Annotated in this window: 11 protein-coding genes; 3 read left to right on the forward strand and 8 right to left on the reverse strand. The window is 50.0% G+C overall.

Going from position 1 to position 14,018, the window contains the following annotated elements; translation table 11 throughout:
• The first annotated feature begins 202 nt into the window (after positions 1 to 202).
• The gene (locus CLFS41_RS17630) at positions 203 to 2,608 is read left to right on the forward strand and encodes an ATP-binding protein (RefSeq protein ID WP_045093010.1); all 2,406 of its coding nucleotides are present in this window, start codon (positions 203 to 205) and stop codon (positions 2,606 to 2,608) included.
• 74 nt (positions 2,609 to 2,682) lie between these two features.
• On the opposite strand, the gene CLFS41_RS17635 is transcribed toward CLFS41_RS17630, so the two are convergent.
• The gene (locus CLFS41_RS17635) at positions 2,683 to 3,231 is read right to left on the reverse strand and encodes a nitroreductase family protein (RefSeq protein ID WP_007861851.1); all 549 of its coding nucleotides are present in this window, start codon (positions 3,229 to 3,231) and stop codon (positions 2,683 to 2,685) included.
• Between the two features lie 120 nt (positions 3,232 to 3,351).
• On the opposite strand from CLFS41_RS17635, the gene CLFS41_RS17640 reads away from it, so the two are divergent.
• The gene (locus tag CLFS41_RS17640) at positions 3,352 to 3,666 is read left to right on the forward strand and encodes a helix-turn-helix domain-containing protein (RefSeq protein ID WP_007861852.1); all 315 of its coding nucleotides are present in this window, start codon (positions 3,352 to 3,354) and stop codon (positions 3,664 to 3,666) included.
• A gap of 436 nt (positions 3,667 to 4,102) precedes the next feature.
• On the opposite strand, the gene guaA is transcribed toward CLFS41_RS17640, so the two are convergent.
• The 7 genes from guaA to CLFS41_RS17675 all read right to left on the reverse strand — a co-directional run bounded on the left by guaA (position 4,103) and on the right by CLFS41_RS17675 (position 12,153).
• Positions 4,103 to 5,401 (reverse strand): glutamine-hydrolyzing GMP synthase, encoded by a 1,299-nt coding sequence (gene guaA, locus CLFS41_RS17645; protein ID WP_045093011.1) that lies wholly within the window; start codon positions 5,399 to 5,401, stop codon positions 4,103 to 4,105.
• Positions 5,402 to 5,563: 162 nt separating this feature from the next.
• Positions 5,564 to 6,169 (reverse strand): cytidylate kinase-like family protein, encoded by a 606-nt coding sequence (locus CLFS41_RS17650; RefSeq protein WP_007861855.1) that lies wholly within the window; start codon positions 6,167 to 6,169, stop codon positions 5,564 to 5,566.
• Between the two features lie 89 nt (positions 6,170 to 6,258).
• Positions 6,259 to 8,868 carry a cation-translocating P-type ATPase gene (locus tag CLFS41_RS17655; RefSeq protein WP_045093012.1) on the reverse strand — a complete coding sequence of 870 codons (2,610 nt, stop codon included), beginning with the start codon at positions 8,866 to 8,868 and terminating at the stop codon, positions 6,259 to 6,261.
• 309 nt (positions 8,869 to 9,177) lie between these two features.
• Positions 9,178 to 9,789 (reverse strand): 5-formyltetrahydrofolate cyclo-ligase, encoded by a 612-nt coding sequence (locus tag CLFS41_RS17660; protein WP_007861857.1) that lies wholly within the window; start codon positions 9,787 to 9,789, stop codon positions 9,178 to 9,180.
• A gap of 121 nt (positions 9,790 to 9,910) precedes the next feature.
• Positions 9,911 to 10,252, reverse strand: coding sequence for an ArsC family transcriptional regulator (locus CLFS41_RS17665; protein WP_045093013.1), 342 nt, complete (start codon positions 10,250 to 10,252; stop codon positions 9,911 to 9,913).
• 112 nt (positions 10,253 to 10,364) lie between these two features.
• Entirely contained in the window at positions 10,365 to 11,474 is a 1,110-nt protein-coding gene (gene rsmH / locus CLFS41_RS17670) for a 16S rRNA (cytosine(1402)-N(4))-methyltransferase RsmH (RefSeq protein ID WP_045093014.1), read from the reverse strand.
• Between the two features lie 67 nt (positions 11,475 to 11,541).
• Positions 11,542 to 12,153: a hypothetical protein gene (locus CLFS41_RS17675; RefSeq protein WP_045093015.1), complete on the reverse strand. Its 612-nt coding sequence runs from the start codon at positions 12,151 to 12,153 to the stop codon at positions 11,542 to 11,544.
• Between the two features lie 141 nt (positions 12,154 to 12,294).
• On the opposite strand from CLFS41_RS17675, the gene CLFS41_RS17680 reads away from it, so the two are divergent.
• Positions 12,295 to 13,851 carry an ABC-F family ATP-binding cassette domain-containing protein gene (locus tag CLFS41_RS17680; RefSeq protein WP_045093016.1) on the forward strand — a complete coding sequence of 519 codons (1,557 nt, stop codon included), beginning with the start codon at positions 12,295 to 12,297 and terminating at the stop codon, positions 13,849 to 13,851.
• Positions 13,852 to 14,018: the final 167 nt, after the last annotated feature.

Raw genomic sequence — 14,018 nt, forward strand, 5'->3', positions numbered from 1 at the left:
CGGCTGTACGCCGCAATTTTACATATTCTAAATTCTCTCCAGACTATTGTACCAAAAATTACCCATTGGTACAAGTCCAACCACAATCACCCTCTTTCTATTTTTTCCTGTTGGTTGTATAATGAATGTAATTTATGCACATACAACGGACCGGCCAATGGGCTGTATGTATCAGGCCCTATGATAATGAGGAGAGGCAATTATGTCTGCTGACAATCTGATGAATCTGCTAAATGCGCTGACTGAGACAAGCGTTTATGTCATCGATGAAAGGAACCACCAGCTGCTGTATTTTAACCGGCGATGTAAGGATACCGGGCGCGGGAAAGCTGCCCTTGGAATGAGGTGCAATGAGGTATGGCCCGAGGTATGCGCCAATTGTCCCCTGGATGCCCTGAAGGACGGTCCGTCCAGCCATATTGTATGTTACGACCCCCTGCTGGGATCCACGGTAGATGTTACTGCCAACCGGATCGCATGGGATGGCCGTATCCCCGCCGTGGTGGTGACCGCCACGCCCCACCGCCTTAACTTTGAGGAGGAACAGGGCGTCCATAAGATAAGGCAGATGTATGCCCAAAGCCTTGTGACCGTCTTTGACGAGTGCATCATTGCCAACCTGACCGCGGACTATTATGTAAACTGCCAAAAGGACGCTATGTGGAGCCATATTCCGGAACAGGGGAATTTTGGCGCCGAAAACAGAAAATATGCCCAGAAAACCCTGCATCCCGATGATCTGGAGGCGTTTAACCAGGCGTTTTCCCGGGAAGCAATGATTAAGTTATTCGGGGAAGGAAAAAGACATATTACAAGACGGCTGCGCCGCATACTCAGTGACGGGACCTACCACATGGTAGAATTCTCAGCCGCTCTCCTTGATTCAAAGGAGGACCGGCAGGAGAACCGGGACATTTGGTGTGTCCTGGTCTTCCGGGACATACAGGACGAATTTTTGCTGGAAATACAGCGGAATCTTGAAGTCAGCCAGCTGGCCACAGCTGCCCGGGCTGCCTATCATATGCTGATCGCTGTGAACCTGACCCAGAATACATATAAAATGCTGGAGTACAACCGTTTTCCGGTAAAGCGCCCCGGCAGCCACGGTTGCTTTGATGATCTGATCCAATCTGAATGTGCCACGGTCCATCCGGATTACCGCCAGGAATTCCTGGACAAATTCCTGCGAAGCCATCTGACCCGGACCTTTCTTCAGGGCGAACGCATTGTCTCCATGAAAGTCCCCCATCTGGGTGAGGACGGAATCTATCACTGGAATTTCACCCAGGTAGTGCGGGTGATCAGTCCTTATACGGACGACATCATTGAAATCACTCTTTCCAGGAATATTGATGATGAACGCCGTATGCAGGAGGAAGCCCTGGAAAAAGAGCGTCAGGCCAAACAGCTTCTGGAGGAGGCCCTGGAAAAGGCAAAAAAAGCCAGCCAGGCCAAAAGCGACTTCCTGTCTAAGATGAGCCACGACATCCGCACCCCCATGAACGCAATTGTAGGAATGACCGAGCTGGCCCGCCTCCATGTGGATGAGGAAGAAAAGATACGGGATTACCTTGAAAAAATAGCCAGCTCCGGAGCCCATCTTCTCAGCCTGATCAATGAGGTGCTGGACGTGAGCAAGATTGAAAGCGGCGCCGCGGAACTTGCGGAACGTGAACTTGACCTGAGAAGCCTTGTGATGAATGCGGTGGAAATCGTGCGCATTCCCATGGACAACAAACATCAGACCCTGTCCGTCCATATAGATAAAGAACTTTATCCCCATGTAACAGGGGATGAGATGCGCCTCAAACAGGTACTGGTCAATATCCTTGAAAATGCCTCCAAATACACAGGGGAAAACGGCAGAATCTCCATTTCCCTAAGTGAGATCAAGCCTTTGGACCAGCACGCGGGAACCTACCGCTTTGTTATTGAGGACACGGGCAGCGGAATGAAACCCGAGTATTTAAAGCATATCTTTGAACCCTTCAGCCGGGCGGATGACAGCAGGACCAGTAAAATTCCCGGAACCGGGCTGGGGATGACCATTGTAAAGAATATCATCTCCATGATGGGCGGAGAGATTTCAGTGGAAAGCGAATATGGAAAAGGATCACGATTTATCATAACACTTTACCTGGCCAAATGCGGTACAGGCTATTCCCTGACCCGGAAAAAGGAAATTCCCCCCGTGGAATCCTTCCCTGAATTCCGTGTGCTTTTGGTGGAAGATAATGAGATCAACCGCCAGATCGCGACAGAGATGCTGGAAATGCTGGGCGCCACCGTGGAAATTGCTGTGAACGGGCGCCAGGCCGTGGATGCCGTGTGTTCCCACCCCGCCCTGTACTACGATATCGTGTTCATGGACATACAAATGCCTGTACTGAACGGCTATGATGCCGCCAGGGAGATCCGCAGTTCAGGAATGGAACGCATCAATGAACTCCCCATTATCGCCATGACAGCGGACGCATTTGCCGAGGATGCAAATCGGGCCCATCTGGCCGGTATGGACGGTCATCTGGCCAAGCCTGTTTCCATCGACCAGCTGAAGCAGGCCCTTTCCAGATGTCTTGTTTGGAAGCGGGAAAACCGGGTACAGTAGCTGCACTAACATATTCCGGGGAGATGCGCAGGCGTATGCGGGAGATTTCTGCATGTTGAGGGATACTGTTTTCTTTATTTTAGCCAGGTCACATTGTCAGGTTCCCTCCGCTCATTTACGGAGAGAGGCTGCGCCGGGTAACCTGCCAGTATGCCCACAAGAGGAACATCCCCTTCAGGAATCTGAGCTTTTTCAGCCACTTCATCCTTGGAAAAGGCAATCATAGGGCCCATGATAAAGCATGAACCCAAACCCAGTTCCGTGGCCTCCACAATCATATTCTCCGCCGCACAGGCAGCATTAGCCATTTGAAAACCATGTTCATCATTACCGCCAGGCACTGACAGGACAAACATTACCCCGGCGCCGTAGAGAGGCTGATAGCCCTCTATGGCTGCCTGATTTTCCATGAACCCGTTTCCGGAGTGTTTCATCATATCCAGAGTAATATCATTGATTTCCCGGAGCAGATCCTGATTTTCGATCACAGTGATATGGAACCGGCCAAATACCGGCGCCAGATTACCTGCCCGGATCATGGCCTTTAACTTTTCTTCTTCAATTCTCTCCTCCGTGTAGGACCGCACACTTTTTCTCATTTCAATTGCTTTTAGAATATTCATAAGCAGATCTCCTTTACTTTTTTTCAGTTTATACTTATGATTATAAATAATGGTAAATAAAGTTCAAGTACGCAATTTTTATTAATTTACTAAGCAAAAACTAAGTAAAGGGGTATTATAATGGAAGAGTGTCCTGTAAAGTATGCTTTAGGATTGCTAAACGGAAAATGGAAGCTACGAATCATCTGGGAACTGAACCAGCAGGAAACCATTCGTTTCAATGAGTTACAGAGGCGCCTGACCGGTATCTCCAGCGTCATGCTCTCCAAAAGCCTGGAGGAGCTGGAACAAAGCAAGCTGGTAAACCGGGTACAGTACAATGAGATCCCACCCAGGGTAGAATACTCCCTCACCCCGCTGGGAAAAGCTATCCACCCTGCCCTGAAGGAGTTAGGCCAGTGGGGGGAACAGGCTTATCATACGATCCATCCATGAACTTAGGTCCATTGTAAAGGGCCGTTTGTTCCCTGTTTCTTTCCTGCCAACTGATGACTCCCTGTCAGGGACGAGCGGGCGGAGCAAAGGCAAGGGGTGCTGTTCCCTGGTGCCGACAATGTGCTTAAGCCAACCCATACTCCCCAACGGTTGTATTTTAGAAAAGATGCCATATATCCAATACTGAATACTGGCATCTCACCTGTTAATAACATTGCTTAAAATAAAGGGGATAGGGACGATGAATTGAGAGATGATATTCTATTTGAACAGCGTGTCAGCATCCAAGCTGCAGCCTACACTATTTATTTAGAATTAACACCTAACAATAAGAAACCCCTTACGCCACGAGAATTTCAAGACAAGTTTATTGATAACTGGGAAATTTTCGGGATTACTTTAACGGCTCTACAGCCGGGGAAGTGCTTCTGCGGAATTATTCCCACTCAATCGTAGCCGTTGGCTTCGGACTCAAGTCATAACACACCCGGTTCACATTCTTTACTTCATTTAAGATCCTGTCCGTAATCTTCTGCAGAACCTCATAATCGATCCGCTCAATGCTGGCTGTCATGGCATCCACCGTGTTTACAGCCCGGATGATCACTGGATAATCAAAGCAGCGGGCATTGTCCCTTACGCCCACGGATTTAAAGTCGGGAACAATGGTAAAGTACTGCCATACCTTCTTGTCCAGGCCTGCATTTGCAAATTCCCCGCGGAGGATGGCATCAGATTCCCTGACTGCCTCAAGGCGTTCCCTTGTGATGGCCCCAAGGCAGCGCACGCCCAATCCCGGGCCGGGGAATGGCTGACGGTATACCATGGCATAGGGAAGTCCCAGTTCCAGGCCGCAGGCACGGACCTCGTCCTTAAACAGCTGGCGCAGCGGCTCTACCAGGGTAAAATCCAGGTCCTCGGGAAGGCCGCCCACATTGTGGTGGGACTTGACCACCTTGGCGGTCTTGGTTCCGCTCTCCACAATATCAGGGTAAATGGTCCCCTGTGCCAGGAAATCAATTCCCTCCAGTTTCCTGGCCTCCTCCTCAAACACGCGGATGAACTCGGCGCCAATGATCTTGCGCTTCTGTTCAGGGTCAGCTACTCCGTCCAGTTTTCCAAGGAAACGTTCTGTGGCATCCACATACACAAGGTTGGCCTCCATCTGATCCTTGAACACCTCGATCACGCTCTCAGATTCTCCTTTTCTCATCAGGCCATGATTTACATGGACACAGGTGAGCTGCTTCCCAATGGCTTTGATCAGAAGAGCGGCCACAACAGAACTGTCCACCCCGCCCGAAAGCGCCAGGAGGACCTTCCTGTCTCCCACCTGCTGGCGGATCAGTTCCACCTGGTCAGATATGAAGTTTTTCATATTCCAGTTAGGCTGGGCGCCGCATGTGTCAAAGACAAAGGAGCGGAGCACCTGATCACCATTCTCATCCCAGCTGCCAATGGAACGTTCACAGGCCGCAGGCCCATGACCTGCCGCCATCACGGGATAGCCTGCCCCGTAAATCTCCGGCAGCACGTCAATAGCTGTTCCATCCACTATATTGTTAGGACCTCCATTGATGATGATACCCTTGACATTGGGCAGTGCCTTCAGTTCCTCTGCTGTAATATCGTGGGGATAAATCTCACTGTAAACTCCCATCTCCCTGATGTCTCTGGCCAGCTTGGTGTTCTCAGAGCTTCCCAGATCCAGAATCACTATCATATCCTGTTTCATCTTTTGCCTCCTAATGGTATTTTATAGAATAGAGCATTGTTTCCTACATTATACTATGCACAGGCCTGGGACACAAGCAGGAATGTCCCTGCTGCGCGCACAAAAAGCGCCCTGCCTTTTAACCGGCAGGACGCCCTGTACTGCGTCTTAAACCATATTAAACTATATCTTATCTTCTTCGCCCAGGTAAGCCAGAACAGCTTTAAGGCATCCATCCACTCCAACCGGACCGCTGTCCAGGCACAGATGGTAATTCTGGGCACGTCCCCAGGTGTTGCCCGTGTAATACTGGTAATATTCCTTGCGCTTTCGGTCCACCTCACGGATCCGGCGTTCCATCTCTTTCCCGTCTGATTCCGCCTCTGATTCCAGTTCCAGCATCCTCTTGATCCTGTCCTTCATCTTGGCATAGATGAACAGGTTCAGGCTGTCCGTAAGGATCATATCCGCACAGCGTCCCACAATGATGCAGGGACCATGGGAAGCCAGCCTTCTGATCACATTGGACTGGGCCACAAATATCTGGTCCGACATGGGAATCTGATACACATCTGAAAATGCATGGTAGTACTGTCTGTCCAGGGGATCATACACCACGATATGCTCGTCATAGTGGCGGAATGCTTCCTCCGCAATGTTGATATCGTCTGCTGCCATGGAAATCAGTTCCTTGTCATAAAAGGGAATCCCCAGCTTATCCGCCAGCTTTACTCCCAATTCACGGCCTCCGCTTCCAAATTCACGGCTTATTGTAATAACCTTATCCATAAAGCACCGCCCCTTTCTCCTGCTGGTCTGCAGCGCCCGAACTTCCGGCACTGCGTTTGCCTATGTGGACATTATATCACATATACCGGTTAATTCCTATGGCTAAAATCTCTTAAGATTTTCGATACCTGGATGATCACGGTAGGGATCACAGCCAGCAGGCATACCTCTCCCATCTGTGCGGATGACAGCGGTGTGACTGAGAACAGTTTCTGTAGAAACGGTACGAACATTACAAGCCCCAGCAGACAGACACCGGCTGCAAACGCTCCCAGGCTGTACCAGTTGCTGGAAAAGCCCAGCCTGAAGATATTGTGTTTGCTTCTGCAGTTAAATCCGTGGAACAGACGCGCCAGGGTCAGGGTGGAGAATGCCATGGTACTGGCAATTCCCGTATCCCCGCCGGAAAGTCCCATATGGAAAGCGATCATGGTACAGACTGCAATGATTCCGCCCTGTGTCAGGATCGTGAGCATAAAGTCCTTTGTAAGGATGCCGGTTTTTGGATTTCTGGGTGCCTCTGCCAGCAGATCCTTCTCAGCCGGTTCCATACCGATGGCAATGGCGGGCAGTGAGTCTGTCAACAGGTTGATAAACAGCAGGTGGACCGGTGCAAAGGGCACGGGCAATGCTGCCAGTGAGGTGTACAAAACGGACAGGATGCCTGCCATGTTGCCTGACAGCAGGAACTTGATGGCGTTCTTAATATTGCGGTACACGTTACGTCCATTTGCCACGGCCTTGATGATGGTGGCAAAGTTGTCATCAGTCAGGATCATGGCAGCCGCATCTTTGGAAACTTCCGTTCCTGTGATGCCCATGGCAACGCCGATATCCGCCTTTTTCAGTGCGGGCGCATCATTGACCCCATCGCCTGTCATGGCTGTAATGGATCCTCTTCTCTGCCATGCATCCACAATACGGATCTTATTTTCAGGTGAAACCCTGGCATACACGGAAATACTGGTAATGCTCCGGTCTAACTCCTCCTCTGTCATGGCATCCAGTTCACGGCCTGTCATGGCAATATCGCCGTCCTCAAATATGCCGATCTGCTTTGCAATGGCCGTGGCCGTTATCTTGTGGTCTCCGGTTATCATCACAGGCTTGATGCCGGCTCTTTTGGCGTCAGCAACCGCTGCCTTGGATTCTTCCCTTGGAGGATCCATCATGGAGATCAGGCCCAGGAAAATGAAGTCATTTTCATTGTCCAGGGACAGGGTATAATTTTCAGGAACTTCCTTATAACCAAAAGCCAGCACCCGAAGGCCTTCCTGGGAAAATTCCAGGTTTTTCTGCAGGATGGCATCCTTATCCTCCTGGGTAATGTCCCTGACCCCGGATTCCATGCGGATCTTGACGGTCCGGTCCAAAAGCACATCCAGGGCACCCTTTGTAAGTACGGTTGGAATGTCGTGAAGCTCATATTTAGTACTCATCAGCTTTCTGTCGGAGTCAAAGGGAATCTCCTCCAGACGGGGCATCAGTTCCCGAAGCAGTTTTTCATCCACCGTGGCTTTGCGGCCCATTTCCACAAGGGCAAACTCCGTGGGATCGCCAATCCCCTTGCCGTCCACAATGGAGGAATCGTTGGTAAGGATCGCATCATAAAGCAAGTAGCGGTGAAGCTGGTTGCGCAGATTCAGCTGGTTTATGGAAATGATCTCCTGGTTAATATAAATGTTCTGTACAGTCATCTTGTTCTGAGTCAGCGTCCCTGTCTTATCAGAGCAGATGACCGATACACAGCCCAAGCTCTCCACTGCCTTCAGTTCCTTGATGATGGCGTGTTCCTTTGCCATTTTCTGAGTTCCCATGGCCTGCACAATGGTGACAATAGAGCTCAGGGCCTCCGGAATGGCAGCCACTGCAAGGGCCACTGCAAACATCAGGGAATCCAGAACAGGCATATCACGGTACAGGCTCAGCAGGAATACCAGGCCGCAGATGACCATAATGCCCATGGCCAGACGGCTTCCAAACTGGTCCAGACTGATCTGAAGGGGTGTTTTCTTTTCCTTGGTTGCATTCATGAGAGCCGCGATCTTTCCGATTTCCGTCCCCATGCCGGTGGAGGTTACAAGAACCACCGCCCTTCCGTAGGTTACAAGACCGCTGGAATACACCATATTGGCGCGGTCGGCCAGGGCACAGTCATCATGGATCAGCCCATCGCTTTTATCTACATTGGTGGACTCACCGGTAAGGGAACTTTCATTCACCTGAAGGGAATAATTTTCCAGGACCCTGCCGTCCGCCACCACCAGATCGCCTGCCTCCAGGTACAGGATATCACCGGGAACCACCTGGGCGGAAGGGATCTCAATCTTTTGCCCGTCCCTTAGTACCTTTGCGTTGGGGGATGACAGGGATTTAAGGCTGTCCAGTGACTTTTCCGCTTTTGCATGCTGCACGGTTCCCAGGATCGCGTTAAGTACAATGACTGCAATGATGACAATGGTGCTCTCCACATTGCCGGACACCATGGAAATAAGAGCTGCAATGATCAGGATCACCACCAGCAGGTCGCAAAACTGCTCAAAAAATACCTGAAGGGTGCTTTTGCGCTTTCCCTCCTCCAGGACATTTTCCCCGTATTCAACCAGGCGCTTTTTCGACTCCTCACCGGACAGTCCATGTCCCGTGACATGAAACTGCTGCAGCAACTCTTCTTTTGTTTGTTGATAAAATTCTTTCATATGCTCTCCTCCTTGATCAGTCCATCTTCTGCGCCAGCAACCGTCTTTTTAGTATCAGCATTAAAAAAGACTTCCATGAATGGCTTGCCAGAATATGTAAATATCTGCAAACCACACATAAAAGTCTTGTAACCATGACGGTATATATTGCCAGATTCCTTACGAATCGAGTATGTTGACAATATATCTAAACTACTCCCTTTCGAGCTGTGTCGCAATGCTTATGAAGTTTTAATGAGTTTATCCCTTTTTTCTCAACTTGTCAAGGGGAAATCCGTGATTTCATAGAACTTTAACTATTTTAACTATTTAACTATTTCCCCCTGACACAAAAAGATCATTTTCCCCTAGTCTCCATATGTTTTCTTCGCAGATCACCAGGTCCACATCCTGGTCATGGTCCTCCACAGGAATATCATCCCTCATAATCTGTCTCCTGCATATAACAGCCTTCAGGCCTGTCACATGTTCCAGGTACCGGTCATAGTATCCGCCGCCGTAACCCAAGCGCTTTCCACTGCTGCTGCAGGACAGGCAGGGTATGATGGCCAGGTCCACCTTCTCCGGCCCGAGACAGGGAGCATATTCATCCGGCTCCATAATCCCGTAAAACCCAACCCTGAGATCTGACAGGGACTGGATCAGGCGTGCATCCATGATGCCTTTGGACCTGCATTTTGGCACAGCCACTTGTTTGCCCAGGCTTAGGGCATGGTTTATGATGGGGGCCGTGTCGATCTCCCCCTTGGTGCCCACAAAACAGAAAATAGCCTTCCCCTGTTTGTATGCCTCCAGTTCTGTCACCTGTTTAAAAATGTCCCGGTCCGCCTGTATACAGTATTCAGGATCCAAACTTTCTATCTTTGCCCTGATTTCTTTTCGCAGGATCTTTTTCAGTTCCTTTGCATCACAGCGTTCCATTTTCCCATACCTCCGCCTCACATCCCGATATTGCGAACCATCATCCTGTTGGCATCACTTTCCAAAACCGTCTCCCGGCATTGTACATTTCTTATATACGCCCTATTCCCAGGTATATGCCCTATTCCCAGGTTTTCCATATCTCCGGGTGATATCCCACCGTAGCCTGGGATGCGTTTCTCACAATGGGGGGTTTCAACACCTTCTGGTTCTCAAACACCTTCTCTTCCCTGTCTTCCTGGGCAATGTACTGTATCAAAGCCAGCAGATCCCGGTCCCTGCATGCCTGGTCGATCATGTTCTCCAGGCCGCCCACCGCCTGCTTCACACGGGTAAATTCTCCCCTGCTCATCTCTTTCTCATTCAGGTTTATGGACTGGAATCTAATCCCTCGCTCTTTAAAATACCGCTCCGCCTTCTTTGTTTCAAAGCACTTGCTTCTTCCAAATATCTGTATATTCATGGCTGTGTCTCCCTGTTCCTGTCATATATGTTCCGATTCATATATGCCCTGTTTCACTTGTTCCGTTTTATTATACCAAAAGCAGGCGTACCCGGCAAATGACGGGGACCTTCTACGCCTTCACAGCCCATCTCATCTTTGTTGACCTGGCGCGGCTGTTGATGCCGCACTCCTCCGCGGAAGGACGCACCACATCTGAGGCGATCTCGCTGTAGATCCCCGCCTTGTGCAGCTGCTTAAAAGATTTCTTAACAATTCTGTCCTCCCCGGAATGAAAGGTGAGAATGGCAACACGTCCCCCCGGCGCCAGGACATCCGGCAGTTTTTCCAGAAACTGGTATAAAACCTCAAATTCGCTGTTGATGTCAATACGCAGGGCCTGGAACGTTCTCTGGCAGGATTTCTTAACAGCCTCTTTCCGGTCCGCCTCAGGGATAAAGGAAAGGGCAGTCTCAATGACCTCCCTCAGCCTGGTGGTAGTGGTTATCTCATTTCCCCTTTTGATCTCATTCACAATAGCCTTTGCAATCTCCTCCGCGTAGGGTTCGTCTGAATTCTCAATTAACATTCCCTGAAGCTCCTCACGTGAAATGGTCATGAGGCGCTGGGATGCTGGGATCCCTTTTTCAGAATCCAGGCGCAGGTCCAACGGCCCGTCCTTTTTAAAAGAAAATCCTCTCTCCGGGTTATCGATCTGCATGGATGAAACGCCCAGGTCCGCCAATATAAAATCAAAGGGTCCCGCCTCCGCGGCCACCTGGTCAATATGGGCAAAGTTCAGCTGCCTGATGGTAAGGATCTCCGGCCCATATCCCAGCTTTAAAAGGCGCTCTCTGGTTTTGGCCATCTCGATGGTATCCACATCCAGGGCGTACAGATGCCCCTTTGACTGCAGGCACTTTAACATTTCCTGGGTATGCCCGCCGTATCCCAGAGTGGCGTCCAAGCCTTTCTGTCCCGGCTGGATCTGAAGAAACTCCAGTATCTCCTTTACCATGATGGAAATGTGCATACCTACGGGAGTACTCCCCTTACTGATCACCTTTGCCACTGTCTCCGGATATTTTTCCGGCTGCAGTTCTTTGTATTTCTCATTATATTTCTTTGGATGGGTGCCTTTATAGCGGACCCGCCTCTTATGTCCCTGCTCCTGGTATCCCTGCTTTTGATTCTCCTGCTTTTGATTCTCCTGCTTTTGATTCTCCTGCCCTTGATGTTCCACAATTTCCTCCTGATCATGGTTATGTACTCTCTGATTCCGAGAGTACACCGTTGTAATTCTCTGTCTGCTATTTCCCGGTTGCCTTTTGGATCAGCCTGGCGATCCCATCCTCCGGGTAGGACAAAAGGAGTCCAAATTCCACGGCCAGTTCATAACGCGCCTGTGCCGTGTACCCATTATCCCTGATAAGGCATCTCTGCCTTTCCTTTAATGCCATATACTGTTCCAATACATCCTCTGTTCGGAAAAACAGGTAATTAAACTTGTCCTTATTCGCCCGTTCCGGGAACAGGTCTGTTATCAATGCCTGGTCCTCGGGGTAATACCGGATCCCATACTCGGTGCAGAGCCTTTGCACCTGGCCAAGATAGGAATCGCGCTCCGCCCTTGTATCACAGGGGTGGCTCATGGCAAGCTTCTTAAGTCCGCTGGACACCATTTCGCAGAAACAATCCATGACGCCCACCTCATAGGAGTAGGCGTCAATGGGATGTGGGGGCTGTCCCTCATCCTTCAGCACTTCATATTCATCCCTGTCCAGGGACAGAGGGATTCCCGACACACTGGTCACATTCACTCCGCCATACCAGGTGCTGTCCACGGTAAAAATATCACCGGGCTGGTATTCCATGGAGTATTCATCATTCTTTTTAATAATGCGGATCTTCTGTTTATCCATCCTGTCAGCTCCTGATCTCATTCTTTGCCTATGAGTATAACACAGGGAAGATAAAATGATAAGGGTATTTCCGTTTTAAGCTTGTCAGAATCCCCAATGTCATGTAGAATAATACCATTAATCAAAGGAGTTTTAAGACAAATGAGTATTTTAAATGTTGAACATTTAAGCCACGGCTTTGGGGACCGCGCAATTTTCCATGATGTTTCCTTCCGCCTGTTAAAGGGTGAGCACATTGGCCTCATCGGAGCTAACGGCGAGGGAAAATCTACGTTTATGAACATTATTACGGATAAACTCATGCCGGACGAAGGCAAGGTGGAGTGGGCTAAGAACGTCCGCGTAGGATACCTGGACCAGCACACGGCGCTGGAAAAGGGAATGACGGTCAGAGATGTGTTAAAAAGCGCCTTTGCTTTTCTTTTTGAGATGGAGGAGCAGATGAACCATATCTGCGACAACATGGGGAATGCCAGTGAAGAGGAGATGAATGCCATGATGGAGGAACTGGGTACGATCCAGGACCTGCTGATGGCACATGATTTTTATATCATTGACTCCAAGGTGGAGGAAGTGGGCCGCGCCCTGGGCCTGAACGACATTGGCATGGACAAGGATGTGACCGAACTTTCCGGGGGCCAGAGGACCAAGGTGCTCCTGGGAAAGCTGCTGCTCCAAAAACCCGATATCCTCCTTCTGGACGAGCCCACCAACTACCTGGATGCGGTGCATATCGAATGGCTGAAGCGCTATCTTCAGGAATATGAGAATGCATTTATCCTTATTTCCCACGATATCCCCTTTCTCAACAGCGTAATTAACCTGATCTATCACATGGAGAACCAGAGTCTGGACCGCTATGTGGGGGACTATGATAAATTCCAGGAAGTATATGCAGCTAAAAAGGCGCAGCTGGAGGCAGCCTACAAGCGCCAGCAGCAGGAGATCTCAGAGTTGGAAGATTTTGTGGCCCGCAACAAGGCCAGGGTGGCTACCAGGAACATGGCCATGTCCCGCCAGAAAAAGCTGGATAAGATGGACGTGATCGAACTTGCAAGGGAAAAACCAAAGCCGGAATTCCATTTTCTCAACGCACGCACGGCAGGCAAATATATCTTTGAGACCACCGACCTGATCATTGGCTATGACGAACCCCTTTCACGCCCCCTGAACCTGGTGATGGAACGCGGTCAGAAGGTAGTGCTGGTGGGCGCCAACGGTATTGGAAAGACCACCCTGTTAAAGAGTATTCTTGGTATCACCCCTGCCCTGAACGGAAGCGTGGAGCTGGGTGATTACCTGTCCATCGGCTACTTTGAACAGGAGATGGCTCCCGGCAATACCAGCACATGCCTGGAAGAGATCTGGAAGGAGTTTCCATCCTACACCCAGTACCAGGTGCGCTCCGCCCTTGCAAAATGCGGACTGACTACCAAGCACATCGAAAGCCAGGTGCGTGTCCTAAGCGGCGGAGAACAGGCCAAGGTTAGATTATGTAAACTGATCAACAGGGAGTCCAATGTCCTTCTTCTGGACGAGCCAACAAACCATCTGGATGTGGATGCAAAGGAGGAGCTGAAACGGGCCCTGAAGGAATACAAGGGAAGCATTCTGCTCATCTGCCACGAACCGGAGTTCTATGAAGGGCTGGCCACGGACGTGTGGGATTGCAAGGAATGGGCCTTGAGGTTGTCCTGATCAGCAGCAATGATTTGAAAGCGGGGCATGACTACCCGCTTTTTTTATTTCTGTACATGGATTGCACGGCCCTGCCCTGCATTTCTCTCGCTAACGGACTAAATCCACCCGTTTAAGGACACTTCTTTCCTCCCGTCCCCCAGGGTGCTATAATTATGCTCATAAAA

The organism is Clostridium sp. FS41, assembly GCF_000954015.1.
GTDB lineage: Bacteria > Bacillota > Clostridia > Lachnospirales > Lachnospiraceae > Enterocloster > Enterocloster citroniae.

Excerpts from the sequence above, each read along its gene's own strand:
- CLFS41_RS17630 (WP_045093010.1), top strand. The coding sequence starts at position 203 with ATGTCTGCTGACAATCTGATGAATCTGCTAAATGCGCTGACTGAGACA.
- CLFS41_RS17635 (WP_007861851.1), bottom strand. The coding sequence starts at position 3,231 with ATGAATATTCTAAAAGCAATTGAAATGAGAAAAAGTGTGCGGTCCTAC.
- CLFS41_RS17640 (WP_007861852.1), top strand. The coding sequence starts at position 3,352 with ATGGAAGAGTGTCCTGTAAAGTATGCTTTAGGATTGCTAAACGGAAAA.
- guaA (WP_045093011.1), bottom strand. The coding sequence starts at position 5,401 with ATGAAACAGGATATGATAGTGATTCTGGATCTGGGAAGCTCTGAGAAC.
- CLFS41_RS17650 (WP_007861855.1), bottom strand. The coding sequence starts at position 6,169 with ATGGATAAGGTTATTACAATAAGCCGTGAATTTGGAAGCGGAGGCCGT.
- CLFS41_RS17655 (WP_045093012.1), bottom strand. The coding sequence starts at position 8,868 with ATGAAAGAATTTTATCAACAAACAAAAGAAGAGTTGCTGCAGCAGTTT.
- CLFS41_RS17660 (WP_007861857.1), bottom strand. The coding sequence starts at position 9,789 with ATGGAACGCTGTGATGCAAAGGAACTGAAAAAGATCCTGCGAAAAGAA.
- CLFS41_RS17665 (WP_045093013.1), bottom strand. The coding sequence starts at position 10,252 with ATGAATATACAGATATTTGGAAGAAGCAAGTGCTTTGAAACAAAGAAG.
- CLFS41_RS17675 (WP_045093015.1), bottom strand. The coding sequence starts at position 12,153 with ATGGATAAACAGAAGATCCGCATTATTAAAAAGAATGATGAATACTCC.
- CLFS41_RS17680 (WP_045093016.1), top strand. The coding sequence starts at position 12,295 with ATGAGTATTTTAAATGTTGAACATTTAAGCCACGGCTTTGGGGACCGC.